This window comes from Nocardia sp. PLKS1-43 (assembly GCF_059510335.1).
On record NZ_JCAJZQ010000011.1, the window covers coordinates 119382 to 142948 of the forward strand.

The following is a 23567-nucleotide window of genomic DNA, read 5'->3' on the forward strand; positions in this document are numbered from 1 at the left end:
TATGACTGCAACCATGACGGCCCCCGCGGCCCCCGCCCGTCCCCCTCGCCAGTCGCCGCTGCGCAGGATTGTCGCGTTCATCCGGAACACCTGGCGCGGGCTGACCAGTATGCGCACCGCGCTGATGCTGCTGTTCCTGCTGGCGCTCGCGGCGATTCCGGGCGCACTGCTGCCGCAGCGCAGCCTCAACGCGCAGAAGGTCGACAAGTACATCGCCGACCGGCCCACCCTCGGACATCTGATGGACCGGGTGCAGCTGTTCGACGTGTTCTCCAGCTTCTGGTTCACCGCGATCTACGCGCTGCTGTTCATCTCGCTGATCGGCTGCATCGTGCCGCGGGTGTTCGACCACTACAAGGCATTGCGCACGCCGCCGGTCGCCGTGCCGCGCCGGCTGTCCCGGCTGCCGCACCACTATTCGACCGAGGTCGAGCAGAGCCCGGAAGATGTTGTCGCGCAAGCGCGTAAGCAGTTGCGCGGCTGGCGGGTGATCGAGCGTCCGGCCGACAACGGGGTCACCCTGTCGGCGGAGAAGGGGTATTTCCGCGAGTTCGGCAATCTGGTCTTCCATCTGGCGCTGGTCGGTCTGCTGGTGGCGATCGCGGTCGGCAAGATGTTCGGCTACGAGGGCAACGTCATCGTCATCGCCGACGGCGGTCCGGGATTCTGCACGAGTTCGATCTCCGCCTTCGATTCGTTCCGCGCGGGCAATCTGATCGACGGCACCGGACTGACCCCGCTGTGCGTGCGCGTCAAGGATTTCCGGGCCGACTATCTGCCCAACGGCGAGGCGCAGATGTTCACCGCGGACGTCTCGTATCAGACCGCGCAGAACATCGCCGACGACACCTGGCGCGATACGACCGTGCAGGTGAACCATCCGCTGCGCGTCGAGGGCGACCGGGTGTACGTGCAGGGCCACGGTTACGCGCCGACGTTCACCGTCACCTATCCGAACGGGCAGACCCGCACCCAGACGGTGCAGTGGGAGCCGACGGGTGGTGCGACGTTCCTGTCCAGCGGCGTGATGCGCTTCGATCCGCCCGGCGGGATGTATTCGTCGGAGGCGGAGAACCGCAAGCAGCAGATCGCCATCGAAGGGCTGTTCGCGCCGACCGCTTTCATGCACGGGACCTTGCTGAGCTCGTCGTATCCGGCGTTGACCGATCCGGCCGTTGCCATCGACATCTATCGCGGCGAGACGGGTCTGGACACCGGTCGCAGCCAGTCGGTGTTCTCGCTGGACCCGGAGATGATCAAGCAGGGCCGGCTGGTCAAGCAGACGCGGGTGAATCTGCGGCCCGGTGAGTCCTCGACGCTCTCCGACGGGACGAAGGTGCGGTTCGACGGGGCCAAGCAGTGGGCGAATCTGCAGGTCTCGCACGATCCCGCGCAACAGTGGGTGCTGGTCTGCGCGATCACGATGATGGCCGGGCTGCTGGTTTCGCTGTTGGTCAAGCGCCGCCGGATCTGGTTGCGGGCGTATCCCGCCGATGAGCGGGACCCGGGGGAGACTCCGGACGACAAACGACGTACCGTAGTAGAAATGGGCGGTCTGGCCCGTACCGACCAGGCCGGGTGGGGCGGTGAGTTCGACCGCCTGCGCGTTCGCCTGCTGGGCGGGTCGCCGACCGAGAGTACGGGAGAGAAGTAATGCCGATCGACGAGAACATCGCCTCCTACAGCGATCTCGCGTTCAAGTCGGCGATCGTGGTGTACGTCCTGGTCTTCGTGATGCTGCTGGTGCAGTACGCCATGGCCTACACCCGCAAGGCCGAGCAGCGCGAACTCGTTGCGGTGGGCGCGGATTCACCCACGAGGCCACAGGGCCCGGGGCGGATCGTCGAGCCCGCGGGCAAACCGGCGTCGGAGCGGATCGGCAATATGGCCTTCGCCGTGCTGCACGTCGCGCTCGGACTGCACATCATCTCGATCGTGTTGCGCGGCTTCGCGACTCATCGTTTCCCGCTCGGCAACATGTACGAGTTCGTGACGATGGCGACCGGTGCTGCCATCGCGCTGGGCGTGGTGCTGCTGCGGCAGGAACGTTATCGCGGGATGTGGGCGTTCCTGCTGGTTCCCGTGCTGATCCTGATGTTCCTGGCCGGCACGGTGCTGTATGCCGATGCGGCGCCGGTGGTTCCGGCGCTCAAGTCCTATTGGCTGCCCATCCACGTCACGGTCGTCAGCATCGGCAGCGGCGTCTTCCTGGTCGCGGGCATGTCGAGCCTGCTGTTCCTGCTGCGCCTGGCCCAGCCCGCGGGCGAGGAATCCGACAACCTCCTCGGCGCGATCGCCCGCCGCCTCCCCGACGCCCGCTCCCTGGACCGCCTCGCCTACCGCACCACCATCATCGGCTTCCCGATCTTCGGCACCGGCATCATCCTCGGCGCCATCTGGGCCGAATCCGCCTGGGGCCGCTTCTGGGGCTGGGACCCGAAGGAAACGGTCTCCTTCATCGCCTGGGTGATCTACGCGGCGTACCTGCACGCTCGTGCGACGTCGGGTTGGCGCGAAACCAAGGCCGCCTGGATCAACCTGGCCGGGTTCGTGGCGATGTTGTTCAACCTGTTCATCATCAACATCGTGGTGAGCGGTCTGCACTCGTACGCGGGGCTCAATTAACATCGTCTACCTGTGCTTTCTCTGATTTATCTGGTACGGCTGTTTCGGAATCGGGTCCGCCGGTACGCAGTGGGTACGCAGTAGCATCGAGTCGTTCCTTCAGGACAGCTCCGATCGCAGTGCGCGTGGTCTTGTCGGCATCGGGCCACAGATGCGCGTAGTACCGCAGCGTGGTCACCGCGCTACCGTGTCGGACGCGGGTCTGCACGGTCTTGATATCGGCGCCCTGGCGGATCAGCAGGGACGCGTAGTAGTGCCGTAGGTCCTGGAAGCTGAAACCCGCGGGCAGGCCGGGGATTTCGTTTCTCACTTCGCGTAGCGTCCAGCCGATCACCCACGGCGACGCGGCCACGCCCAGCTCGTCACAGACGACATGTTTGCCGGGCCGTTCGGTGATCGAGATCTTCAGCATCTCGCGCAGCTCAGGCGGAATCGGTACAGGCGTATCGCTGGCCTTCGTCTTGAGCGGCCGGTCCGGCCACTGGCGCTGCGGGAACACCATGTCGTCGACCAGGTCGAGGTCTTCCACCCGCAGACCGGCGGCCTCAGAGATCCGCAGGCCGACAAAGGCACCCAGCAGAATGGAGACCCGAAGCCGCGCGGGCATCGCGTCGTACAGCGCCCATACCTGCTCGGTGGTAGCCACGTAGACCTTCTGCTGCCCGGAACTCGGCGATGTTTTGCGCGAGCACGGGTTTCGGCTCAGTAGGTTGTCGTGGACGGCGTCACCGAAGATCTGAGACAGCCGTGAATGCAGCGCGTAGACGTAGCTGTCGGCGAGCCCTTCCTTCTTCAGCTCGACCATCCAGGTCTTCACCCCGGACGGCCGGACCGAAGGTAGCGGCTGGTTGCCGAACTTCGCCTTGATCTTCTTGACGTGCCACGTCGCCAGCTGAACGGTCTTCTCTCGCTTCGCATAGCCCGTCAGCCATTCATCGCACCACTCGCCGACTGTGCGCTGTGCATCGCGCGGCGCGATATGGGTTCCCTGCACGAGCGCCGACAGTTGGTTGTCCAGCCAGGTCTGGGCATCGGTCTTGCGGGTGAACCGCTTTGAGTGCTCCTTGCCTGCGTCGTCGACGTACCGGGCGCGCCAGCGCTTGCCGATGCCGTGCAGCTTCGATGGAACGCGGCTTTCCGTGCCGTCGCTGGCGCGGACGGTCTTGGACCAGAGGTCTTCGACACTGCCGCGCCGGTTCCGGTGGCCGGCCATTGTCAGGCCACCTCCCCATCTGCGGCGGCCTCCTGGGCAGCGATCCACGCCTGCACGACGCTCTCGCGCCAGACCCGGCGGCGGCCGAGTTTGAAGCTGGTGGGCTTGGACTTGTCGCCGATGTGCGCCCAGTACCGCCACGTCGAGGCAGGGATACCAGTCAGCGCCTCGCAGTCGGGGGCCTGCAGGAGACGGTCGTTTGCGGTGGTGGTGTTCATGGCGCGGTACCTCACTTCTGTTCGATGCTGGGAGTGGCGATTTCGCGGGCGGCTGTGACGGTGCGGGTGACCGCCGAGGAGGACATTTCGACGTGTTCGGCAATGCGGGAGTGCGACCAGTTTTGGTCGAATTTGAGGTGCAGGATCGTGGCGACCTTGTTCGGATCGCGGCGCCCGGACGGGTCCGCACCGCACACTGATTCAGCGATCTGCACCCAGCGGTCGTGCGCACCGCGCACCTCGATCGGTGCGTATCGGGCCGCTTCGATCTCGGTTGTCGGCTCGGTCGCGGCCAGTTCCGCCGCCGCGGAGAACGTTTCGGTCCGGACCTCGCGCACCGACACGGTGCGTACGGGTTCCTCGCTGCGCACCGGCTCCGGATCGGTGCGCACCACCGGATCGGGGCCGGTGCGGTCGGTGCGCGCGAGCACGAGCAGCGCGATCGTGGCCTGTCCGATCGCTCCGTCCACGATCAACGGGAACAGCCACGCCAGATCTTTGCTCATCCCCACCTGCACCGACAGTTGACTCAGGGCGTTGAACGACAGACTGAACGCGACCCCGGCGATAGCCGCTGTAAGTGCGACAACGACCCAGTACGCGAGCTTCGCTTTGTTCTGCGCCCGCACCAGCAGCCCGACGCCGTGGGTTGCTGCGAGCAACGCGATCGGCGGGAAGCAGGCCACGAACGCGGCGATCCAGCGCTTGTCGTGCGGTGCGTTGATCCAGGCGTGGATGATGTTGCCCGCGATCGACATCGCCGCGACCAACAACAACTCGCCCCAGAAGAACCGGATCGCGGTGACCTCGTCGGGGGTCCGCGCACCGGTCTGCGCACCGGGCGGTGCGTGGCGGTGCGCAGGCTCACCGCTGCGCACCGAGTTCGGTTCGACGGTGTTCAAGGTGTTCATCGGGTGCGCCCTCCTGCGCCTTGATGGTCTAGAGATGGCTCCGGCGCGGCCGTGCGCCGGAGCGGGTTGTTGCGCATGCGTTCGCGTCTCTGTGCCTCGCGCATGGCGTTGTAGTCCGCCAGGAACTGGGTCCAGTGCCCGTCGAAGTCGGCGATCTCGACCTTGAAGTTGGTGATGTTCTTGAGTTCGCCTGGAAGCCGTTCGCGCGCTGCGTGCACGGCTCGATAGACCTCACTGCCCCGGCACAGGTACAGCAGTCCGACCATCGGACCGGACTCGACATCGCGGGCGGCCCGGATCGCGCCCTGAAGGGCGCTGTCCAGGTTCTTGGCCGACTTGGCGGTCAGCTCGACTTCCAGGGCCCACCAGCCGAATCGCCCTTCGACTACGCCGTGGAACCGGCCGTCGTGGATGTGCACGCCACCGCCACCCGCGTCACCGCCCCGCCCGCGGCGAGATCGGCTTTGGCGGGCCCGGGCTGCGGCATCGTGGCGTAGCTGGCGCTCGGACACCCACGCCTCCCGCTCGGTGGCGCCCACGATCAGGCGGGCCTGGGCGACGGCACGGTAGTGGCCGGCGTCCTTCTCTCGCGGACGCCACACGGTATGGGGCTGCCAGCCCAGATACGATGCCGCGGCCTCGCCGGTGGGGACCACCCACTTGTCGCCCAGCTGGACTGGGATCAACGGCATGATGAGGCGATCGCGGTGCAGGGTGCGAATCAGCGGGTAGACACGCTTGCGGTCGGTGCCCAGGAACATCGCCAGCAGATCCACCTGCAGCCCGTACGAATCGGCCAGCAGCGTCATCGCCTGAGTGGTCCGCGGCGCGGCCGTGACCACCCGGCGACGAGTGCCACCATCGGGAGCCGACAGGCGTTGCACTGACGAGCGCGGCAACCCGACCCGTTCGGCGATATCCCTGACCCGGCACCCGGCCGCACGCAACGCGGTGACTTCACCCAGAACCGCCTCCACCTCGCGAGCAGTGATGCGCAGACGATCGGCGATGTCGCGGTAACCCGCACCGTCCTCACGCAATCCCACAACGACCTGCCGGAAAGCCTCGGACCCCAGATCGGCTCGGGAACCTCCACCTTTGTGGTCCATCAAAACCTCCATGATGTGCGAAATACATTGCTCCCCAGCAAAACTCGCTCGACCTGGCATCGGTAGCGCACAACCGGGGGGACATTGACGCACCGGGGGGCACATCGGCTCATCGCGACCGCCGATGGTCCGCCGGGGGCACTGCGCTGCGCCGCCAGGGATGGCCCGCTGCGGGCCCGGACTGCTGCGGCGTGGTCGCCGAATCCGTTCGTGCAGCGCCTGTTTCGGGTGTGCCCGGAACCGAGTGGTGGACCTTGATCACGCGGTCACCCACCACGAAGTTCTCTTGGACGAGCCCGTCATTGCCGAACACGCGCAGCCCGCGCCGGACCTGCTGTGGCTGTTCGGCCTGCGGGACTGTCGGGGCCCGGTCGATGTCGCGTTCCCTGACCGGCGCACCCTGATCGACCCAGGACATCAGCGCCCGCATCCGGGCCGTGGGATCGCCGGACTCGGCAGCCGGAACAGCCACCGGAGTTTCGTAACCGCTGACTGCCATCGCCGCGGTGGTGTTACGAAACTCCGGCGTGCGCGCGGGTGCGGCCTCACGCTCGGCCGGGGCCGGTTCCTGGCGCTGCCGAATCGAGTCGACCTGCTCGAACAGTTCCTCAACGGTGTAGCCGGGCAACATCGCTTCCAGAACCTGGCAGTGATGCGGATACGGCAACTCTTTGATCTGGCCGTTGAGCCACCGATAGAACTGCGCCTTTTTCGGCCCTTGCCCGACCAGATCGGGATCGATACTGGCTGCGACCCGGTCGTACTCACGATTGAACGTGGACACCGTCTGCCAATGCTTCTCCCGCAGCAACGATTTCAGCTGCGTCCCGCTCAGATTCCTAGTCATCGCGCCCGCCGCCGATCCGACACTGGCTCGCGGTCCTGCGCGAGTTCCGTTACACCGGCGTGGATGTCGCGTTCCTTCACCGGGGAATTCACCTCGACCCACGACATCAGCGCACGCATCCGGCCCGGGGCCTCGCTGGTCCGGTTGAATGTCGGCTGATGACGGGTCGGCTCGTATCCCGGCTGCGGTTCGGGAATCCCGGCAGTCGGATCGAACGCGGAGAACAACTGCTCGGCCCGGTAACCCGGGTACATGTTCTCAATCACGTAGCAGTTCTCCGGATGCGGTCGTTCGCTGTCGCCAGCGAACCAACGCCGCACAGTACGAACACCAGGCGGCAGTCCGGCCCGGTCGCCGTACAGGCTTTCGGCGGTCTTGCCGTACTCGGCCGAGAACCGCGCCTGTGTCCACCGATCCCGACGCGCGATCGCCCGCAGCACCGTCCCGTGCTCGGGGTTTCCTCCGGGGCGGCTCATCGCGACCGCCACCGATCCGCACGAGCCGAACGGATCTGTTCCGCTTCGGCCGCGTGGCCGAGGTCCTGGAAGTGGTACGACGCGGCCTGCCGGATCTGGTGTTCCTTGACCGGCGCGGTCTCATCGACCCATGCGAGAACCTTCGACAGGTCGACACCCGCGGCATCTGCCACCCATCGGGCCGTCGCCTCACGCTCACTACGAGCGCCGACATTGCGTTCTACACTGGACATGCTTCAGGGACCTTCCTCAATGGGTCTGAAGTGCAGGAATGCCGGAAGCAGCTGGACACTGCTTCGGGCGCTCACTCCCCGGTAGCTGGACACTGCCGGGGAGTTCTTCGTTTTGCGGGGCGGCGTAACCAACGCCACCAACCTCACTGTATATGTACAACTGGATATGTACAAGCTTTGTATATGTCCAGCATCTTGACCGAAGCTTCGATGCGTGAGAATGGCCTGGTCAGCCGAGTTTGCTCAAGCATCTAACGTGTGCATATACAGTTGTGTATAGTAAGAATGGTTTTCAATAAGGGACGGCTCGAGTCTTGGAGGGACCTGGTTCATGCCTGAACCCGCCTACGTTGCAATCGCTGCGGACTACGCTCGCCAGATCCGAAGTGGTCGACTCTCCGCTGGTACTCAGCTGCGGAGTCTGAACGAACTGGTAGCCCGACACGGCGTATCGAAGATCGTGATCATTCAGGCCATCGAGCTGCTTGAGCGCCAGGGACTCGTGCGGACAGTTCCGCGACGAGGGACTTTCGTGACGGATCATCCGAACCTGGTTCGTGTTGCACCCGAGCGTCAGATGGAAGATCCGGAAGAAACATTCGGTCACGAGTCTGACCAGGATGTTCAAATCGACCGCGACACCCAGGAGTTGGCTGCTTCGGAGGAGCTGGCGGAAGCCCTTGGTATCGCTGTTGGAGATCGAATTCTCTACACGGTCACGCGGGCACGGGAAGGCGATCGGCCAATCTCGATCTCCGACACCTATCAGCCGATAGGTCGTCCCGACATCACGGCCGCGACTGCACTTGAGGAGACGGTGGCCGATCGCCTTCCGTTGGACACGCATGGTGACTGGCTGGGTATACCAGCGGGGGATCTGGTCAAGGAGGTATCGCAGCGGTATCTGGGACCGGATGACGCAGTTCTGATGCTCTCGCGGATCTCGTATCCGCGAGATCGCTACGACGCCTTCGTGTTTCGGATGGAACTCAAGCAGCAGTTGAAGCAGTCGCCGACCGAGTAGTTACTTTCTGCGGCCTATCTGCGGACCCAGCCTTGCGCGACATCGTTGAGGTTCCACCATGAGACGTACTGCGCATCTTCGGTCTGAAGTTTCCATCCGTGCTGCAAGGCATCGAAAAAGGCGTCATCGCCAGTCTTGCCGCCCTTGGGCTCACCGACGAAGATCAGCCGCTCGCCTCCTGCAAGCTCGAAGTCGCGAAGTGCAGTCGATGCCATCGCGTTGCCCCATCCAGGCGGCCAGCAAAGAAACAAGGTGTGGTCTGATCGTCCACGAACGCGCTCGGCGTACGAGGCCAGATCGTTGACCGTGTACCAGACATCACGTTGCCCGGAAGCGCCTGGAAACGAAACGTTCTCGGTCGTGTCTGGTGGTTCGGAGTCGTATGCATCGACCTTCAAGCCAGCATTCGCCAGCTGCGCGGCCCAGTAGCCGCGGCCGGCACCGAGTTCGACCACCGGTGCCTCGGCGGCAAATTCTGCGATCCAGGCAACCGTCTGTGGCGACGGAATCGCATAGGCGTAGGCCGCTTGCAGGATGGTTTGCGCGAACCCGAGCCGCGCACTGCCATTAGACCGTCCGCCATCGACCACTCGGCGCCCGTCGCGTTCCGAGACCGAAGGACTCAGGATCTCCCAGTAGGGGTTTCGGCTTTGGTGGTCACCGCCGGTCATGTAGTTGACGAACCTGAGATCGAATGCCGCATCTGCCTGATCGTCCCCAGTGCCCAGCAGCATCGGAGCTGTGTCCAGGTACTCCGCAGTCTTCGGATACTCGGCTTGTAGACGATCAGCGTCGCCGAGAAGAGCGGCAAGTTGATCGCGACGTTCGGGTGTCAGTACCAAGTCGGCCATGGCTCGATTCTCCCGTGTGCGAGGCAGGCTCGGCGAGGTATTACCGAAAATCGTGTTCAGTAACCGTGGTCGGTCGTGCCTGGGACACGCGGGTTGTCCTGCGGTTGTCCTGCGGACTGTGATTCCGATCAGATTCCGATTCGTTCACGTTGAAAACCTGTCCTGATCTGCGCCTTCGGCGCAGGCTCTTGCTCTCCCCCCGCCCCCGATTATCTACCACCACGGAGAGCGTGTGGTTGCAGATAATCGGGGGCGGGGGGAGAGCAAGAGCCAGTAGGGGGACAGGTAGGTGTGAAAAGTGAGAGATGACCATAAGGGGGAGGACCACAAAAGAGGGGTTGGGAGCGTACGTCACCTTGGTAGAGCTGGGCGCGTCAGGCAGGACCACAAGAGGGGTTGGGAGCGCATGTTGCGTCGGTAGAGCTGAGCACGCTGGGCAGTGGCGTGGTTAGGTTTTACCGCTTGGGCGGCAGTTAGGTAGAGCGGTTTCCGCTTGGGAGGTAAGCGGCGCGTCCGAGGTGGTTCAGGGCGATGAAGTGTCCAGTTTTCTAGACAGTTGGCAGAGGAGATGGACCACAAGAAGAGGGTTGTCTCTGGACAGCATTACCGCTTGGGAGGTAGGTGGTTGCTACCGCTTGGGTGGGAAATTACTGCTTGGAACCGGGCTACCGCGCGCACACCCTCAGCATGTGTGTCCGGCCGGACGAACCCTGCGGGGGAGGGGCACTGGATGTGCGTCGGTGTAACGGGGGCGGGCCCCACGGTATAAGGCATGTGCATCAACGTGGTTGCGACCCCGATGCACTGCACTCTCTGTTGCTCAGCTGCCAAAGGAAGGCTATCCAGTGGCCCCGTTTTTCACCCAACTGCCGACGGCGATCCATCGGGAGACTGTTCCGGTCGGGCATACGTTCGATCCCAACGACCACCGGCCGTTGTTCATCGAGGTCGACGTAGCCGAAGTTCGAGGGCGCAAGTACCAGCGTGCGATGCAAGTGAAGCGCGTTGAGATGGTGGACCCTTCGGAGCGGTCCGACGATCGCTTTTGGATGGTTCACTTCACGGATGGTTCTGTGGAGCCGCGGTACTACGGGATCGCTGAAGACGTGGTAGCGCTCCATCTCGTGCCCTGAAGGAGGATTGGGTCGGTACCTCGTGAGGTACCGACCCCGATGGTGCTCCTGGTGATGACGGGTGGAGTCTCCCGGGAGGTGTTACCGCTTGTGAGGTGAGTCCGTAAGTACCGCTTGGGCGGAGACTGTGCCTCACCGTCGTTCCGGCCAGTGTCGTCCTCTCGGGGGCGGCTGGGCCCGCCCGCTTTGTGTGCAGTTCAGGCGATGGGGGAGTATTCAGCCTCAACTAGAGGGCTCCTCAAGGCACGTGACTGTGCTCTCAGACCTGACCGCAAGGTAGCTTAGGGCCTGTGAGAACCAGTCGAACCAGTGCGGCTGAATTCGTTCAGCTCGTTGAGACGCTGCGAGCGCAGCCGGTCGAGCGTGAGTGGTTGGAGTTTAAAACCAACCTTGCCGACCCTGACCAAATTGGCGAATACGTTTCTGCACTGTCAAATTCGGCCGCTCTCTGTGGTGAGACTCGGGCGTATCTTGTGTGGGGAATAGAAGACGAAACGCATGAGATAATTGGAACAACTATTGACCTTGAAGAAAAGAAGGTTGGTAACCAATCGTTTTGGCTCTGGCTCCTCGCTTTGCTTGTTCCAGATATGGGAATCAATTTTAGGGCAGAGCAGGTTCAAGGTAAGCGCGTCGCAATCCTTGAGATCCCAGCTGCTAGCCACTATCCGGTGCAGTTCAAAGGTGTAGAGTATATCCGCATCGGCAGCCACAAGAAGAAGCTGCGTGAGCACACGGCGCAGGCCAAGCAGCTCTACAAGATACTCGATGAAAATCCTTTTGAGTACCGTTCTGCTGAAGTCGCTCTGAGCGAGACGCAGGTTCTAGCTGAACTGGACTACGGTGCATACTTCCAGCTCCAGGGTAGGATGGTTCCTCGATCTCCGCTGGAGGTCTTGAACAGTCTTGAATCCGATATGATCGTTCTCAAACAGAATTCAAGCCTGTATGACATAACCAATCTTGGCGCACTGCTATTTGCGAAAAATCTGCATAGCTTCGACTCCTTGTCGCGTAAGGCTCCGCGTGTAATTAAGTATCGCGGCAATAGCAAGGTCTTCGCAGAGCGTGAGCAGGAGGGGCAGTATGGATATGCCAGTGGGTTCGAGGGATTGATCCAATTCATTGACAACCTTCTTCCAAGGAATGAAGTCATAGGTGAGGTTTTTCGTGCCAACGAAAGCATTTATCCACCTCTCGTTATTCGAGAAGTAATTGCAAATGCACTTATTCATCAAGACTTCTCGGTGAGCGGCGCAGGGCCGTTGATTGAAATATTCGATAATAGAATGACGGTGACCAATCCTGGAGTTCCACTCGTTGAACCTTCGCGGTTTGTTGACGCACCACCGAGGTCCCGAAACGAGAAGCTCGCTAGCCTGATGCGCCGATGCCATCTGTGCGAAGAACGGGGAAGTGGTTGGGATCGCATAGCGTTCGAGATCGAACTCGCTCAGCTCCCGGCTCCACTCGTGCGCATCGTCGAAGGGCAGACGGAGGTGACGCTGTTCGCCCATCGCAAGCTGGAGGACATGGACCGAAACGACCGAGTTCGAGCTACCTACCTGCATGCATGCCTGCGGTACGTCATGAACGAGAAACTAACGAACAGTAGCGTTCGTGAAAGGTTTGGGCTCGGTAACAAGGCATCGTCGACGGCTTCAAGGATCATCGCAGAGACAGTCGATGCTGGACTGATCACACTGTATGACCCAGCGGCCGGCAAGAAGGCGATGCAGTACGTTCCGATCTGGGCGAAGGTTGACGAATAGCGTCCCTGCGTACAGCTCGGCGTTTCTTTGCAAAGTAACTGGCTTGACAGGCGGAACAGTGCTCTGACCTGCGGATCTCTTTTTCCACTGTAAATTCTGCTGGCGTGTACTGGCATGGCCTTACGTGTCCGCTGCTGAACATCCTTCACGAGCAGCAGCGGTCCTGCCTTCTCAAGCGGCAGTCGTGAACCCTGACAACACAGTCCATGCGACGTACCTGCGTCGCTGTCTGCCTTCAGGTCCTGGCCAAGCAGTCAAAATTTCTTTGCAGCTCGCATGCGAAAGCTTGCAGAGTACGCGCCTGACCTGCGGTTTCCTTTTTCCACTGTAAATTCCAGGGCTAGCCACTCGGTCCGACAAAGACGTCCCAGACGTTACAGACGGGGCGAACCTGCTTGGGAGGGTGGCGCCGCTCGTGCGACCTGCTTCGAAGTCCCGTTTCTGGCAAAGGCTGCGGCGACACGCCGGGAAGCATGGCTCGAAATGCGAGGTCGGTGCACTATGCTCGCACGCATCTTCCTCATTTGCGAGGCGCGAGCATAGTGCACCGAGGGTGCAATGATGGTCATCATTGCAGGTCAGAGCTTGTTTCTTGCGAAGCTTAGCGAATTCGATCCTTACATCTAGCCACAGTTGACGGTGGCTGTGAACGGACCTTTGCACACCCCACACAGGATCGAGCCGCCTTCGATGATCTTCTTGTGGGCTCGGATTCGGCGGGGTGGCGTGCAGCTGCACGCGAGCGGCTGGCCGTTCCGGCTGCGGGACTTGCGGCCCGGCTCGGATTCGGCGTCACCGCCGTCGCTGTCGTCGTCACTGCCGGATTCTGGGTCGGCCTGGTCGACGGGCCGCCGGTGCGCCACGATCGCCCGCGTCAACGTACCGATCTGATCGGTGTATCGGGCTGCGGTCTCGTCCGGCAGTGCGGTGAGCGACCACCCGAACCGCTGATGTCGTTCCGGGGTGAGGCCCACCTCTTCGGCGAGGGCCTTGTACTTCTTGTTGTGATACCGGCCGTTGTCGCTGGCCTCGGCGATTTCCCGCGAGGAGGCGAGGCCATGCGCGGCTTCATGCAGGAGGGTGCCGAGCACCTCGCGACCGCCGTCCGCGAGACCTTCGGCGCCGACGAACAACTCGGGCAGCCACAGGCCGCCGGCGCGTTCCCACCGATCGGGCCCGAACTGCCCCAACCGGGGTGCGCGACCGCGGCCCATCGATCCGGACGCCATCGTCACGACGACATCTGGGATCTCTGGGTGCTGGACGCGGATGTTCTCCCACACCGAATCAATCGCCGTCGCCAATGGCCCGCCGATACCCATCACAGAACCTCCGTTCCCAGTGCGCACGGAGATCCGAGGCGAGGCCACAATGAGGTGAGAGAGTTCGAGGTGTCTCCGGCCGTCAGGCTCGCAACGAGAGCACCCGTTCGGTACGCAGTGAGTACGCAGCAGGGCTCAGAACACCTATCATTCGCCCAACCGTGCCAACACGAAAGTTGCAGGTAGATACGTTGTTCGTCATCTGCTCTGCATTGCAAACAGCGGGATCGCTTTTCATCATCAACATCGTTGTGAGCGGGTTACACAGCTACGCGGGCTTGAACTAGGCGGGACATCTCTAGATCCGGTACGCCCAGTCTGCCGGGGAGCGCCGGTCCCCGACAATGGATGTGTGGACCGGCCGACCTGGCGACCGGATAGGGCTGCGCGCTGGTGATTCGTATGGCTCACCGCAATGCCTACACTGTACGTATGAGTGTCACTCATGAGGAATTGATGAGGCTGGCCGAGGCCGTGCCTGATGATCAGGTGCCGGCCGCGGCCGCGCTGCTGCGTCAGCTGGTCAGGAAGTCGGGTCGGCGGACGTTCCGTAGTGAGGGGATAATTTCGGCCGAACCCGACTTGGGTATGCGGGCGAAGGAGATCGTTCGGGAATCTCTCGACCAGGACGCGGCTGAGTGATCGTTGTAGATACGGGGCCGATTGTCGCCTTGACCGAGACAACTATCACGTCGCATGTCGAGATCTGCTGAGGAATGCTCCGGGGCCGCTGCTCGTGCCCGCGCCGGTATTCACCGAAGCGGCGATGCTGCTGGAACGGCGCGCCGGCCCAGCAGCCGAGCTGGCGTTTCTGCAGGACGTGGCTGACGGGGCATACACCGTGGTCGACACAACCGCAGAAGATCTCGAGCGCATCTGCGACCTTGTGGACAAGTACTCTGATCTACCGCTCGGCACAGTGGACGCGTCCGTAGTCGCTGTCGCCGAACGCTTTCCGGTGACCGCTGTGGCTACGTTGGACCGCAAGCACTTCTCGATCGTGCGATCCAAGGCCGGTCGGCTTGTGCTTGTGCCATAGCCGATCGAGAGTGTGCCGACAGCTACGCGGGACTCGGGGGAGGGCCGGAAGACGGCCAATGCTGGCTGGGAAACGCTGTAGGAAGGTGGGTGAACGATGCGCAAGGGCAAGGAACACAAGCTACTGCCAGGGGACCGTGTCCGTGTACAGTTCGGGCACCGCATCGTTGAAGGCACTGTGACCAGTGTGGATGGTGGCCGGGTTCATGTCGCGCTCGACATCGACGGTACCGACGAACCGGTAGCCGGACTGTATCGCGAAAGCGAACTCTTATCCGCATAGACCCGCGTCTAACCTAGTTGTAGCTCGTTCCATGTGCGTCTGAACTATTTGCGTGGCATCCACTCGTGTGGGCTGAACTAGGGTTTGCGTCGAAGTGCGGTGAGGGCGGGCCGAACGGCCCGCCCTCACTCATGCCGTAGCCATTGGTTGATGGCGTCTTTCGGGATCGGCTTTCGGCGTTGTCGTGGTGAGTTGTTCGGCTCGGGCCAGACGACGGCGGCTACCAGTACCGCCAGGGGTATGCCGGTCGCCAGTAGTAGGCCCAGGGCTTGTGGGACGGTGATGAATCGGTTCGGGATGAGGTCGGTGCAGTATGTCGTCATCCGATTCCGCCCGATGGGTGTGCCCAGCGGGCGAAAGTGAGGCGGGGACAGACGGTTTCGACGTCGACCACCGACATGATCGCGTTGAGTGTGATCGCGTCGAGGTGGTTCGGTGCGGGAGTTATTACGATGTCGACTTCGGCGGCGCGGACCTGGTCTACCAGGGGGACCACGGATTCGATGCGGGGCCAGGTCAGGGTGTAGCCCAGGTGGCGGGCCAATCGTTGGATCCGGGCGCGGTCCCATTCCGGAGCGATGCTCGTTTCCGGGTTGATCCAGGCGAGTGCTGTCGGTTCGAATCTCATTGTCGCCCATCCCCTCTGCGTTCACGGATTGCGCCCACGGCCGCGGATCCGGGTGTGGGATCGACGCGGCTGGTGGGGCCTGCACCTACGTTCGTTGTCGGCAAGCCGCTCGGGGGCCAGTCCAGGGACAGTGCTGCCGAACAGGGATCGCGGAGGGCCGCAATCGAATTACCATTGCGACATGGGCCGGCACCTCGGTGAACGCATCGCGAACGAGCGCAAGATCGCTGGACTGACGCAGCTCGCGCTGGCGGCACGCACCAACTACTCGCTGTCGATGGTCAAGGCCGTTGAGCAGGGACGAGAACCGGCGGGACCCGGATTCATCTCCGCGGTCGCCAAAGCCATGCGCATCACGCCGGAGCAGCTCACCGGTGCGCCCTATGACGACGGCAAGCCGCTGTCGGATGCCGTGAATGCGCTCTCGATTCTTTTGACGGAAGGGCGATTCGCCCGTGCCGTCGAACCGGGCGCCCTGGCGGAAATCGAATCCGAACTTCGAGCCGCGCAACATCTCTACCGCTCCGATCGCACGCGGCAGGCCATCGAAGTGCTACCCGGCATCATCCGCCGGGCGCACGGCGCTGTCCGCGAGACGACCGGCGACGACAAAGCTCGTGCCTACACCCTTCTGACCTCGGCCTACGTGTTGGCGGAATGGTCGGCCCGCCGCACCGGCCATCTGATGCTCGCCCTCCCCGCACTGGACCTGGCCGACACCTACGCGCCCATGGCCGACGATCCGAACTACGGTGCGTTTTCCGCACTCGCCCGCGCCCGCGTGCTCACCCACTACGGCGAAAGCGAGGTGGCCGCTCAGCTGATCGATTCGGCGATCTCCACTGCCGACGACACTCGCGCGGGGATCGTCATGGCGGGGTATTCGCATCTGGCCGCAGCGGTCAACGAAGCCCGCCAACTGAATCATGCGGGTGCCGTCGAACATATCGGTGAAGCTCGCGAATTGGCCTCCCGCACAGAGGAAACCGATCTCTACATGACTGCGTTCGGCCCGCTGAACGTCGAAATTCATGCGCACGCAGTCGAACTCGAATCCGGCGATCCCAACAAAGCGGCGATCGCGGGCTCGCAACTGACGTATTCGGCCGGTGCGCCGCCGACGCGAATCGGTCACCACTGGCAGGACAACGCACGTGCGTGGCTGATGTCCGGAAAGCCGGACCGGGCACTGACCGCGCTCAACAAGGCTCGCGCCGCGGCACCTCAACAGACCCGTCTGCATCCCGCGGTCCGGGAGACCGTGTACGGCATCGCCGCAGCACAGCGCCGCCAGTCGGACAGCCTGCTCGGGTTCGCGTCCTGGTTGGGTGCATCGCTGTGAACTCCGGTGCCGTGCCCCGACGGCGTTCGGCTGGGACGATGAACCCGTGAACGACAACGGCCGTCCCGTCCTGTACGCGCTCGTCACCGGTACGCAGGTGTCCCACGATGTCGGCGTTCTGGTCGATTTGGCCCAGGCCGATGGTTGGGACGTGTGTGTGATCAGTTCACCGGCCGGTCGCCGGTTCATCGACGTCGATGCCCTGGCGGCCAAGACCGGTAATCCGGTGCGCAGCGAGTACAAGGACCCCGCGGCTCCCGACGCGCTACCTCGCGCCGACGGCATCATCGTCGCACCGATCACCTCCAACTCGCTCGCGAAATGGGCCGCCGGAATCTCCGACACCTTGCCGCTCGGGCTGTTGATCGAAGGTCTCGGGCTGGGCCTTCCGGTCGTGGCCGTACCGTTCGCGAACCGGGCTCTGATGAGCTTTCCGCCCATCGGTGCGGCGATCCGCGACCTGTCGCAGTGGGGCGTCACGGTGGTCGCGGAGGACGTGCCACACGAACCGAGGTCGGGAGGTGCTGCGCGCGAACACTTTCCATGGGCAAAGGCGTGGCGTGCCCTGCTCGATCATCCCCGGCTCGAACTGCCGCGATCGCTGCAGTCGTGATGGCTGGGCCGCGAGCCTGACTACCAGATCACGCGACCGGCGCGAGCGAGATGTCGAGGTGACGGCCAACCGCCACGGCCAACCGCTCCAGCATGTCCAAGGTGGGCATGCGGCCGCCGCCCTCGATCCGGGCGATGGTGGGTTGAGTCGTGTGCATCCGGCGGGCGAGTTCGGTCTGAGTCAGACCCGCCGCGGTGCGAGCGTCGTAGAACAGTTCGGCCAAGCGCAGCGCCAGCCCGGCGCGTTCATACGCCGCGTCATGCTCGGCACGCTGTTCGGGGCTCATCTCCGACAAACGGTCAGCAACGATGTCCTGGTATTTCGTGGTCTTCATCGGTCGCTCTCCTTGCCGTCACGGTAACGCTGCAACACGCGTCGGGCGCGGGTTACTTCGCGGGCCTCGTTCTGCCGTTGCTTGCGAAAGGTCGTCAAGGTGATCACCTTCGTGCCCTCGTCGAATGTGTACGTGATCCGCCGGTTTACGCTCTCCAATGCGAACCGCAGTTCGTACAACTTCTGGCCGAGATACTTCGCGTGCGGCATTCGAAGCATCGGCCCCTCGGTGGCGAGCAGGTCGAGTTTGCGGCGAGCGGCAACGAAATCCGTGTCGTTGAGCGCGGACAGCCATTCGGCTACCTCCTCCGATAACTCGATCTGCCACATATCAACACTATATCGCCGCAGGAATATTCCCGGGGCGATATAGTGGCAGCTGGTCGGTTCCAGCCCGGGATGCCATGCGCGAGTTGTCCCAGTGGGTGTTGCGGGGCGCGACGTCGAGTCGACAAGGAGCCCACGGTGAGCAAGTTTCGGGGAGGTGGGGGCTGACTTGGGGCGTATTTGGTACGCGGCGTACGGGTCGAATCTGTTTGCGGCGCGGTTCGATTGCTATCGCGCGGGTGGGCGGCCGCCGGGGGCCGCACGGATGTATCCGGGGTTCCGGGATCGCACGCCGCCTCGGGAGGTTCGGGGGTTGTGGTTGCCGGGGACGGTGTATTTCGCTTGCGAAAGTCCGGTGTGGACGGGCGGGGTCTCGTTCTATTCACCTCGGCCGTTGGCGGGTTGGCCGCAGCGGGCGGCTTCGCGCGGGTACCTGCTCGAGGTCGGGCAGTTCGAAGACCTTGTCGCACAGGAGATGCACCGGGAGCCGGGGACCTCGGAGCGGATCGATCCGGATGCCGTTGTGCGCGATGGGTCGGTTCGATTGGGGGAGGGGCGATACGAGACGTTGGTGTATCTCGGTGAGTGTGACGGATTTCCGGTGCTGACCTGTACCGCTCCCGACGATCCCGCGGCCGTCGAAGTGCGTCCTCCCGCACCGTCGTACCTGAAGATGCTGGCCGAAGGGCTGCGGGAGTCGCACGGGTGGTCGGGGGAACAAATTCATGCGTATCTCGGTGAGCTGCCGGGGGTTCGGGGCCTCTGGGACGTCGGCGAGCTTCGTGCGCTGATCGACGCCTGATCGGCGTCGCGGCGCGCCCGTCGGTCGCGAACGCGTGCAGGGGCCATTGTGCCGGTCAGCGGCGACTCCGGCCCGCGGCGAGAAGATCGGTTCGGCGGGGCGATCCGATCCTGTCCAGACCTCTTGCGGCAGAGTGCAAGGCGGTGCGTGCGGCGGCGATGACGGGGTGGTCGCCGTGGCCTCGCCGGTACGCCAGGTGGGTGCGGCGGCGGGTGGGCAGCGGGGTGAGGTGGACGGCCGGTGGGGCGGTCAGGAGGCCCAGTTCGGGGACGAAGGCCACGCCCTGCCCGGCGGCGACCAGGGCCAGGACGGTGCCGAAATCGTCGGCGTGGTGGCGGATGCGCGGAGTGAAACCTGCCGCCTGGCAGACTCGTTGGGTCATTACGTGGCAGAGCGTGCCGGGCGTCCCGGCGATCCAGGTCGAATTGCGTTGTGCGGGAAGTGGTTCGGTGTCCGGAGCCGCGAGGTAGACGGTTTCGGTGAGGAATTCCTCGGTATCCAAACCGGTTTCGGGTTCACGCGGGACGTAGTCGTATTCCTGGACCAGGGCGATGTCCAGGCTGTGCGCGTGCAGGGCCGAGGGGGCTCCGGCCGGATCCAGTTCGGTGACGGACAGTTCCAGCCCGGGGTGTTCGCGGCTGAGGGCGACCAGTGCGGGAGACAGGATCGCGTGCACCGCGCTCGGGAACGCGCCGATGCGAAGCGTACCGGTGAGTTCGGTTCGGGCCGTGGCCAGTTCGGCGGCGGCCTGTTCCAGAACCGCGAGCACCGTGTCGGCATGTTCGACCAGACGTTGTGCGGCGGGCGTGAGAGTCACGCTGCGACCGGTCCGTTCGAGCAATGCCACCCCGGCCTGGCGTTCGAGTGCGGACAGTTGCTGAGAGACCGCGGACGGGGTGTAGGACAGCGCCTCGGCCACCCCGGCGATGGTGCCGCGCCGGGCCAACTCGCGCAGTAATCGCAGTCTTCGGACGTCGAGCATCAGTTCAGCTTACGTTCGCCAGCAGAAATGTGTAATAGACGTAACGGATTGATTCCGCGATGCTGGGCTCATGCGACTCACCGGCCTGTTCGTCCCACTGATCACGCCCTTCACCGCGGCGGGCGAACTCGCCGGCGACGCGCTGGAGGGACTGGCCCATCACGTTCTCGACGAGGGCGCGACCGGACTCGTCGCACTCGGTACTACGGGTGAGCCCGCGACGCTCACGAATGCCGAGCGCCGCAGGGTGCTCGACATCTGCGCGAATGTGTGCCGGACTCGCGGCGTCCCGCTGATCGCCGGGGCCGGATCCAATTCGACCGAGGATTCGGCCAACGCGCTGGCCGAACTGCCCGCCGAGGTTTTGGCCGCGCTGGTGGTGGTCCCGTATTACACCCGCCCCTGCGAGGACGGCGTGGTGGAACATTTCCGCCGGATCGCAGCGGCCGCACCGGTTCCCGTGCTGGTCTACAACGTTCCGCAGCGCACCGGCCGCCCGCTCGGCGCGCGAACACTGTGCAGGCTGGCCGAACTGCCGAACGTCGCCGGATTCAAACACGCTGTCGGCGGCATCGACGAGGCCACGATCGGCTTCCTGAGCCGCGTGCGCGGCCGAGTGTCCGTACTGTCCGGTGACGATCTGTTCGCCGCGCCGCTACTGGCTCTCGGCGCACAAGGGGCAATCCTGGCATGCGGAAATGTCGCCCCGGCGGGCTATTCGAAACTGATCGGGTGCTGGCGTGCGGGCGCGATCGAGCAGGCTCGTGATCTGGGGAATCGTCTCGCACCCCTGGCCTCGGCATTGTTCGCCGAGCCGAATCCCGTTGTGCTCAAAGCGGTTCTGGCGGCACAGGGCAGAATTCCGAGTGCGGCGGTGCGACTGCCGCTGCTCGCGGCGAATGATGCGGCGGTGCATGCCGCTCTGGAGGCATACGATCTGGTCGGGAAAATCAACCGATACCCGGCATGCCTCGGAAAGAGTCGGACGGGCGAGGTCTACTCGCCCGATCCGGCGTCGCCGTCGCGTCCCTGATGTGAGATCCGCCAGAGGAATTCTGGGTCGTCATCAGGGCCGATGGCGCGTTTGCGTTGGGAACCCGCACGGCCGGCACCGATACGGTTCGTTTGCTGCGGTCCGAATGCCTTCCAGCACAGCATCGCAACGGCAATCACTGCGATGAGTGCCAACAGGTACGTCACGTCGCTCACCTCCTGTATCGAGGGTAATCCCGTCAACGTACCTGCGGCACCGCGGACATCGAAATGAGGTTAAACGCGGGTAGCCTCAGTGGTCAGCGACCTCAGCAACTGCATCACCTCGGTCTCGCGAAAGCGCCGGTGGCCACCCGGCGTGCGCAGTGAGCCCAGTCGCCCGGCATGTGCCCAGCGGGTGACCGTCTTCGGATCGACGTGGAACAACGCCGCAACTTGGCCTGGGGTCAGGAGGGCCTCCTGGCCGTTGACGGAACCAAACGTGCGGCTCGCCGCGGTGATCGCAGTCATTCGCAAACCTTTCCGTAATCGACAGTTCCCTCATCAGATAGCGACATCGTTGCACCGGACCCCCCACGTACTCGAATGATCTAACGTTGGTAAAGGGGAAGTAATAGACAAATCGGATAAGCGTACGGCTTTATCGTTTGGAACGTTTCACTCTTCTGGCGAATCCGCAGCGATCGCTCTGGGTGAGCCGTGGCCGATCGAGCGGGTTCGGGCGCGTCGCCTAGGCTGGGGGGCGTGAGTGATGCAGCATCCCGGTCGGACGACGCGCCCGCCGGTGGGGTCTCCGGGTCGCCGGGGCGGCGGCTGGCGCGCAATCTGGCGCTGTACACCGTGGCCCGATTGGCGCTGGTCGCGATCATCGCCGCCGTCATCGTGCTGGTGGCGCACGCGGTGCGGGTCGATATTCCGGTGATCGTCGCGCTGCTGTTCGCGTTGATCGTCGCCATGCCGCTGTCGCTGCTGCTGTTCAAGCGGCTGCGCTCGCGGGTGAACCAGGATATCGCCGCGGTCGACGAGCGTCGCCGCACCGACAAGGCGCAGCTGCGCGCCCGCATGCGCGGCGAGTAGCACCCGCTCACGCCGGCTCCCTCGAACGCGGCGTCCGGGCCGCGCACCCTCGCCATATTTCGCTATCGGTGAACGAGTTTCCAACGAGTTTCCTGTGATGTCAATTTTTATTGACGCGCCCGGCGCGTCAACGTAAATTGACGTCCATGAGTGAAGCGACAACCTTGGCGGCCGCCGCGGGCAGTCCCGACCCCACGGTCGGCCTGCGCGCGGTTCTGGCGTTGCGCCGGTTGCTCGAGCGGCTCGAAGCGATCCAGGTGGGCAACGCCCGCGCCCAGGGATGGTCCTGGCAGGCGATCGCGGAGGCGCTCGAGGTCAGCCGGCAGGCGGTCCATCAGAAGTACAACCGGAGAGGCGGAATCGGCTGATGTTCGAGAAATTCGGCAGGGCGGCGCGATATGTGGTCGTACTCGCGCAGGAGGAGGCGCGCATGCTGCGGGCGCCGAACATCGACGTCGAACATCTGCTGTTGGGGCTCGCGGCGGGTCCCGACGACGGAATTCGGAAAGTTCTGGCGGACGGTGGAATTACCGCAGCAACGATCCGGGAATCGCTGTCCGCCAAGCGTTCCGCCGAGCCGTTGGGTGAAGATGACGCTGCCGCACTGCGATCCATCGGCATAGATCTGGACGCCGTGCGCGAAAGTCTGGAGGCCACCTTCGGCGCGGATGCGCTCGATCGCGCGGCCGTACCGGAAAAACCGCGTGGGCGTTTCGGTTTCGGTGGAAATGGTGGGACGAATTTCGGGCACATTCCGTTCACCAAGCAGGCGAAGAAGGTGATCGAATTGTCGTTGCGGGAGGCAATCGCCCGCAGCGACAACCGAATCGAGGCCGCGCATATTCTGCTCGGGGTGCTGCGTGCGCCCAACCCGCGCACCGTCGAATTGCTCGGGGGTGACCAGGGAACCGAGGCGGTGCGCCGCGCGGTACACGATCTGCTGGATCGGGTCGCCTGAGCCGAGGGGGCCCGATTGTTTCGCGCACCCGGTGGCCGGGCGTCGTGCCGGTTAGCATGGCGCCATGGCCCTCTTGCTACGCCTGATCATCAACGCCATCGCGATCTGGGTCGCGTCCGCCCTGGTGAGCAATATTCAGCTGATCAGCCCCGCAGACAAGGGCACCACCGGCAAGGTGATCGTGGTGCTGATCGTCGCGGTCATCTTCGGATTGGTGAACGCGCTGGTCAAGCCGATCGTCAAACTGCTGTCCCTGCCGCTGGTGATCATCACCCTCGGTCTGTTCCTGCTGATCATCAACGCCCTGATGCTGTGGCTGACCGCCGCGATCACCGCCACCACCGATTACGGTCTGCGCGTGCACGGCGTCTTCGCGGCGGTGGTCGGGGCCATCATCATCACGGTGGTCAACTGGGTGCTGGGCATCTTCGTGCCCGAGGGCGGGCGGGACTGAGCT

General features: G+C 63.7%; 32 protein-coding genes. 16 read left to right on the plus strand and 16 right to left on the minus strand.

Going from position 1 to position 23567, the window contains the following annotated elements:
* Position 1 precedes the first annotated feature (1 nt).
* The gene (gene resB, locus AC5WS7_RS30720) at positions 2–1654 is read left to right on the plus strand and encodes a cytochrome c biogenesis protein ResB (RefSeq protein WP_495958090.1); all 1653 of its coding nucleotides are present in this window, start codon (positions 2–4) and stop codon (positions 1652–1654) included.
* A complete protein-coding gene (gene ccsB, locus AC5WS7_RS30725; RefSeq protein WP_495958091.1) occupies positions 1654–2625 on the plus strand; it encodes a c-type cytochrome biogenesis protein CcsB in 972 nt (323 codons plus the stop codon). Before resB ends, ccsB begins: the two co-directional genes overlap by 1 nt.
* On the opposite strand, the gene AC5WS7_RS30730 is transcribed toward ccsB, so the two are convergent.
* The 7 genes from AC5WS7_RS30730 to AC5WS7_RS30760 all read right to left on the minus strand — a co-directional run bounded on the left by AC5WS7_RS30730 (position 2618) and on the right by AC5WS7_RS30760 (position 7632).
* Positions 2618–3838: a tyrosine-type recombinase/integrase gene (locus tag AC5WS7_RS30730; RefSeq protein WP_495958092.1), complete on the minus strand. Its 1221-nt coding sequence runs from the start codon at positions 3836–3838 to the stop codon at positions 2618–2620. The genes ccsB and AC5WS7_RS30730 overlap by 8 nt on opposite strands.
* A gap of 2 nt (positions 3839–3840) precedes the next feature.
* Positions 3841–4056: a helix-turn-helix transcriptional regulator gene (locus AC5WS7_RS30735; protein ID WP_495958093.1), complete on the minus strand. Its 216-nt coding sequence runs from the start codon at positions 4054–4056 to the stop codon at positions 3841–3843.
* An 11-nt stretch (positions 4057–4067) separates the two neighbouring features.
* A complete protein-coding gene (locus AC5WS7_RS30740; protein ID WP_495958094.1) occupies positions 4068–4967 on the minus strand; it encodes a DUF2637 domain-containing protein in 900 nt (299 codons plus the stop codon).
* The gene (locus AC5WS7_RS30745) at positions 4964–6076 is read right to left on the minus strand and encodes a hypothetical protein (RefSeq protein ID WP_495958095.1); all 1113 of its coding nucleotides are present in this window, start codon (positions 6074–6076) and stop codon (positions 4964–4966) included. The genes AC5WS7_RS30740 and AC5WS7_RS30745 overlap by 4 nt, the downstream gene beginning before the upstream one ends.
* A gap of 109 nt (positions 6077–6185) precedes the next feature.
* The gene (locus AC5WS7_RS30750; RefSeq protein ID WP_495958096.1) at positions 6186–6923 is read right to left on the minus strand and encodes a hypothetical protein; all 738 of its coding nucleotides are present in this window, start codon (positions 6921–6923) and stop codon (positions 6186–6188) included.
* Positions 6920–7399: a hypothetical protein gene (locus tag AC5WS7_RS30755; protein WP_495958097.1), complete on the minus strand. Its 480-nt coding sequence runs from the start codon at positions 7397–7399 to the stop codon at positions 6920–6922. The genes AC5WS7_RS30750 and AC5WS7_RS30755 overlap by 4 nt, the downstream gene beginning before the upstream one ends.
* Positions 7396–7632 carry a hypothetical protein gene (locus tag AC5WS7_RS30760; RefSeq protein ID WP_495958098.1) on the minus strand — a complete coding sequence of 79 codons (237 nt, stop codon included), beginning with the start codon at positions 7630–7632 and terminating at the stop codon, positions 7396–7398. The genes AC5WS7_RS30755 and AC5WS7_RS30760 overlap by 4 nt, the downstream gene beginning before the upstream one ends.
* Before the next feature lie 331 nt (positions 7633–7963).
* Here AC5WS7_RS30760 and AC5WS7_RS30765 point away from each other — a divergent pair, with 331 nt between their 5' ends.
* Positions 7964–8656: a GntR family transcriptional regulator gene (locus AC5WS7_RS30765; RefSeq protein WP_495958099.1), complete on the plus strand. Its 693-nt coding sequence runs from the start codon at positions 7964–7966 to the stop codon at positions 8654–8656.
* Between the two features lie 14 nt (positions 8657–8670).
* Here AC5WS7_RS30765 and AC5WS7_RS30770 read toward each other — a convergent pair whose 3' ends face one another.
* Positions 8671–9507: a hypothetical protein gene (locus AC5WS7_RS30770; protein WP_495958100.1), complete on the minus strand. Its 837-nt coding sequence runs from the start codon at positions 9505–9507 to the stop codon at positions 8671–8673.
* Positions 9508–10352: 845 nt separating this feature from the next.
* On the opposite strand from AC5WS7_RS30770, the gene AC5WS7_RS30775 reads away from it, so the two are divergent.
* Together AC5WS7_RS30775 and AC5WS7_RS30780 are read left to right on the plus strand one after the other, a co-directional pair.
* A complete protein-coding gene (locus tag AC5WS7_RS30775) occupies positions 10353–10640 on the plus strand; it encodes a hypothetical protein (protein WP_495958101.1) in 288 nt (95 codons plus the stop codon).
* A gap of 290 nt (positions 10641–10930) precedes the next feature.
* On the plus strand, positions 10931–12412 hold the full coding sequence (locus AC5WS7_RS30780; RefSeq protein ID WP_495958102.1) for an ATP-binding protein: 1482 nt from the start codon (positions 10931–10933) through the stop codon (positions 12410–12412).
* Between the two features lie 623 nt (positions 12413–13035).
* Here the strand turns inward: AC5WS7_RS30780 and AC5WS7_RS30785 are convergent.
* Complete coding sequence (locus tag AC5WS7_RS30785) at positions 13036–13734, minus strand: hypothetical protein (protein ID WP_495958103.1); 699 nt, start codon at positions 13732–13734, stop codon at positions 13036–13038.
* Positions 13735–14166: 432 nt separating this feature from the next.
* Here AC5WS7_RS30785 and AC5WS7_RS30790 point away from each other — a divergent pair, with 432 nt between their 5' ends.
* The 3 genes from AC5WS7_RS30790 to AC5WS7_RS30800 all read left to right on the plus strand — a co-directional run bounded on the left by AC5WS7_RS30790 (position 14167) and on the right by AC5WS7_RS30800 (position 15055).
* A complete protein-coding gene (locus AC5WS7_RS30790) occupies positions 14167–14376 on the plus strand; it encodes a hypothetical protein (RefSeq protein ID WP_495958104.1) in 210 nt (69 codons plus the stop codon).
* An 88-nt stretch (positions 14377–14464) separates the two neighbouring features.
* Positions 14465–14773: a type II toxin-antitoxin system VapC family toxin gene (locus AC5WS7_RS30795; protein WP_495958234.1), complete on the plus strand. Its 309-nt coding sequence runs from the start codon at positions 14465–14467 to the stop codon at positions 14771–14773.
* 96 nt (positions 14774–14869) lie between these two features.
* The gene (locus AC5WS7_RS30800; RefSeq protein ID WP_495958105.1) at positions 14870–15055 is read left to right on the plus strand and encodes a hypothetical protein; all 186 of its coding nucleotides are present in this window, start codon (positions 14870–14872) and stop codon (positions 15053–15055) included.
* A 125-nt stretch (positions 15056–15180) separates the two neighbouring features.
* Here AC5WS7_RS30800 and AC5WS7_RS30805 read toward each other — a convergent pair whose 3' ends face one another.
* Positions 15181–15378: a hypothetical protein gene (locus AC5WS7_RS30805; protein ID WP_495958106.1), complete on the minus strand. Its 198-nt coding sequence runs from the start codon at positions 15376–15378 to the stop codon at positions 15181–15183.
* Complete coding sequence (locus AC5WS7_RS30810; RefSeq protein ID WP_495958107.1) at positions 15375–15683, minus strand: hypothetical protein; 309 nt, start codon at positions 15681–15683, stop codon at positions 15375–15377. Before AC5WS7_RS30810 ends, AC5WS7_RS30805 begins: the two co-directional genes overlap by 4 nt.
* A 181-nt stretch (positions 15684–15864) precedes the next feature.
* Here AC5WS7_RS30810 and AC5WS7_RS30815 point away from each other — a divergent pair, with 181 nt between their 5' ends.
* A complete protein-coding gene (locus AC5WS7_RS30815; protein WP_495958108.1) occupies positions 15865–17025 on the plus strand; it encodes a helix-turn-helix domain-containing protein in 1161 nt (386 codons plus the stop codon).
* 46 nt (positions 17026–17071) lie between these two features.
* Positions 17072–17638 (plus strand): flavoprotein, encoded by a 567-nt coding sequence (locus AC5WS7_RS30820; RefSeq protein ID WP_495958109.1) that lies wholly within the window; start codon positions 17072–17074, stop codon positions 17636–17638.
* Positions 17639–17666: 28 nt separating this feature from the next.
* Here the strand turns inward: AC5WS7_RS30820 and AC5WS7_RS30825 are convergent, their stop codons facing one another.
* A complete protein-coding gene (locus AC5WS7_RS30825) occupies positions 17667–17972 on the minus strand; it encodes a helix-turn-helix domain-containing protein (RefSeq protein WP_495958110.1) in 306 nt (101 codons plus the stop codon).
* A complete protein-coding gene (locus tag AC5WS7_RS30830) occupies positions 17969–18301 on the minus strand; it encodes a type II toxin-antitoxin system RelE/ParE family toxin (protein ID WP_495958111.1) in 333 nt (110 codons plus the stop codon). Before AC5WS7_RS30830 ends, AC5WS7_RS30825 begins: the two co-directional genes overlap by 4 nt.
* Before the next feature lie 391 nt (positions 18302–18692).
* Between AC5WS7_RS30830 and AC5WS7_RS30835 the strand changes: the two genes are divergently transcribed.
* A complete protein-coding gene (locus tag AC5WS7_RS30835) occupies positions 18693–19100 on the plus strand; it encodes a hypothetical protein (protein ID WP_495958112.1) in 408 nt (135 codons plus the stop codon).
* 55 nt (positions 19101–19155) lie between these two features.
* Here AC5WS7_RS30835 and AC5WS7_RS30840 read toward each other — a convergent pair whose 3' ends face one another.
* On the minus strand, positions 19156–20082 hold the full coding sequence (locus AC5WS7_RS30840; RefSeq protein WP_495958113.1) for a LysR family transcriptional regulator: 927 nt from the start codon (positions 20080–20082) through the stop codon (positions 19156–19158).
* 70 nt (positions 20083–20152) lie between these two features.
* On the opposite strand from AC5WS7_RS30840, the gene dapA reads away from it, so the two are divergent.
* Complete coding sequence (gene dapA / locus AC5WS7_RS30845; RefSeq protein WP_495958114.1) at positions 20153–21115, plus strand: 4-hydroxy-tetrahydrodipicolinate synthase; 963 nt, start codon at positions 20153–20155, stop codon at positions 21113–21115.
* Here dapA and AC5WS7_RS30850 read toward each other — a convergent pair.
* The gene (locus AC5WS7_RS30850; protein WP_495958235.1) at positions 21079–21282 is read right to left on the minus strand and encodes a hypothetical protein; all 204 of its coding nucleotides are present in this window, start codon (positions 21280–21282) and stop codon (positions 21079–21081) included. The genes dapA and AC5WS7_RS30850 overlap by 37 nt on opposite strands.
* A gap of 69 nt (positions 21283–21351) precedes the next feature.
* Entirely contained in the window at positions 21352–21585 is a 234-nt protein-coding gene (locus AC5WS7_RS30855; protein WP_040828156.1) for a BldC family transcriptional regulator, read from the minus strand.
* A gap of 234 nt (positions 21586–21819) precedes the next feature.
* Between AC5WS7_RS30855 and AC5WS7_RS30860 the strand changes: the two genes are divergently transcribed.
* The 4 genes from AC5WS7_RS30860 to AC5WS7_RS30875 all read left to right on the plus strand — a co-directional run bounded on the left by AC5WS7_RS30860 (position 21820) and on the right by AC5WS7_RS30875 (position 23564).
* Entirely contained in the window at positions 21820–22152 is a 333-nt protein-coding gene (locus AC5WS7_RS30860; protein ID WP_495958115.1) for a DUF4229 domain-containing protein, read from the plus strand.
* Positions 22153–22298: 146 nt separating this feature from the next.
* Entirely contained in the window at positions 22299–22520 is a 222-nt protein-coding gene (locus AC5WS7_RS30865; protein ID WP_495958116.1) for a helix-turn-helix domain-containing protein, read from the plus strand.
* Positions 22520–23110 (plus strand): Clp protease N-terminal domain-containing protein, encoded by a 591-nt coding sequence (locus tag AC5WS7_RS30870; protein ID WP_495958117.1) that lies wholly within the window; start codon positions 22520–22522, stop codon positions 23108–23110. The genes AC5WS7_RS30865 and AC5WS7_RS30870 overlap by 1 nt, the downstream gene beginning before the upstream one ends.
* 64 nt (positions 23111–23174) lie before the next feature.
* Positions 23175–23564 carry a phage holin family protein gene (locus AC5WS7_RS30875; RefSeq protein ID WP_495958118.1) on the plus strand — a complete coding sequence of 130 codons (390 nt, stop codon included), beginning with the start codon at positions 23175–23177 and terminating at the stop codon, positions 23562–23564.
* Positions 23565–23567 lie beyond the last annotated feature (3 nt).

Coding starts and splice junctions, on each gene's coding strand:
- AC5WS7_RS30840 (WP_495958113.1), bottom strand. CDS start 20,082: ATGCTCGACGTCCGAAGACTGCGATTACTGCGCGAGTTGGCCCGGCGC.
- ccsB (WP_495958091.1), top strand. CDS start 1,654: ATGCCGATCGACGAGAACATCGCCTCCTACAGCGATCTCGCGTTCAAG.
- AC5WS7_RS30810 (WP_495958107.1), bottom strand. CDS start 15,683: ATGAGATTCGAACCGACAGCACTCGCCTGGATCAACCCGGAAACGAGC.
- AC5WS7_RS30870 (WP_495958117.1), top strand. CDS start 22,520: ATGTTCGAGAAATTCGGCAGGGCGGCGCGATATGTGGTCGTACTCGCG.
- AC5WS7_RS30750 (WP_495958096.1), bottom strand. CDS start 6,923: ATGACTAGGAATCTGAGCGGGACGCAGCTGAAATCGTTGCTGCGGGAG.
- AC5WS7_RS30785 (WP_495958103.1), bottom strand. CDS start 13,734: ATGGGTATCGGCGGGCCATTGGCGACGGCGATTGATTCGGTGTGGGAG.
- AC5WS7_RS30865 (WP_495958116.1), top strand. CDS start 22,299: ATGAGTGAAGCGACAACCTTGGCGGCCGCCGCGGGCAGTCCCGACCCC.
- AC5WS7_RS30735 (WP_495958093.1), bottom strand. CDS start 4,056: ATGAACACCACCACCGCAAACGACCGTCTCCTGCAGGCCCCCGACTGC.
- AC5WS7_RS30760 (WP_495958098.1), bottom strand. CDS start 7,632: ATGTCCAGTGTAGAACGCAATGTCGGCGCTCGTAGTGAGCGTGAGGCG.
- AC5WS7_RS30770 (WP_495958100.1), bottom strand. CDS start 9,507: ATGGCCGACTTGGTACTGACACCCGAACGTCGCGATCAACTTGCCGCT.
- AC5WS7_RS30805 (WP_495958106.1), bottom strand. CDS start 15,378: ATGACGACATACTGCACCGACCTCATCCCGAACCGATTCATCACCGTC.
- AC5WS7_RS30830 (WP_495958111.1), bottom strand. CDS start 18,301: ATGTGGCAGATCGAGTTATCGGAGGAGGTAGCCGAATGGCTGTCCGCG.
- AC5WS7_RS30800 (WP_495958105.1), top strand. CDS start 14,870: ATGCGCAAGGGCAAGGAACACAAGCTACTGCCAGGGGACCGTGTCCGT.
- AC5WS7_RS30740 (WP_495958094.1), bottom strand. CDS start 4,967: ATGAACACCTTGAACACCGTCGAACCGAACTCGGTGCGCAGCGGTGAG.
- resB (WP_495958090.1), top strand. CDS start 2: ATGACTGCAACCATGACGGCCCCCGCGGCCCCCGCCCGTCCCCCTCGC.
- AC5WS7_RS30765 (WP_495958099.1), top strand. CDS start 7,964: ATGCCTGAACCCGCCTACGTTGCAATCGCTGCGGACTACGCTCGCCAG.
- AC5WS7_RS30790 (WP_495958104.1), top strand. CDS start 14,167: ATGAGTGTCACTCATGAGGAATTGATGAGGCTGGCCGAGGCCGTGCCT.
- AC5WS7_RS30855 (WP_040828156.1), bottom strand. CDS start 21,585: ATGACTGCGATCACCGCGGCGAGCCGCACGTTTGGTTCCGTCAACGGC.
- AC5WS7_RS30730 (WP_495958092.1), bottom strand. CDS start 3,838: ATGGCCGGCCACCGGAACCGGCGCGGCAGTGTCGAAGACCTCTGGTCC.
- AC5WS7_RS30815 (WP_495958108.1), top strand. CDS start 15,865: ATGGGCCGGCACCTCGGTGAACGCATCGCGAACGAGCGCAAGATCGCT.
- AC5WS7_RS30745 (WP_495958095.1), bottom strand. CDS start 6,076: ATGGACCACAAAGGTGGAGGTTCCCGAGCCGATCTGGGGTCCGAGGCT.
- AC5WS7_RS30755 (WP_495958097.1), bottom strand. CDS start 7,399: ATGAGCCGCCCCGGAGGAAACCCCGAGCACGGGACGGTGCTGCGGGCG.
- AC5WS7_RS30825 (WP_495958110.1), bottom strand. CDS start 17,972: ATGAAGACCACGAAATACCAGGACATCGTTGCTGACCGTTTGTCGGAG.
- AC5WS7_RS30875 (WP_495958118.1), top strand. CDS start 23,175: ATGGCCCTCTTGCTACGCCTGATCATCAACGCCATCGCGATCTGGGTC.
- dapA (WP_495958114.1), top strand. CDS start 20,153: ATGCGACTCACCGGCCTGTTCGTCCCACTGATCACGCCCTTCACCGCG.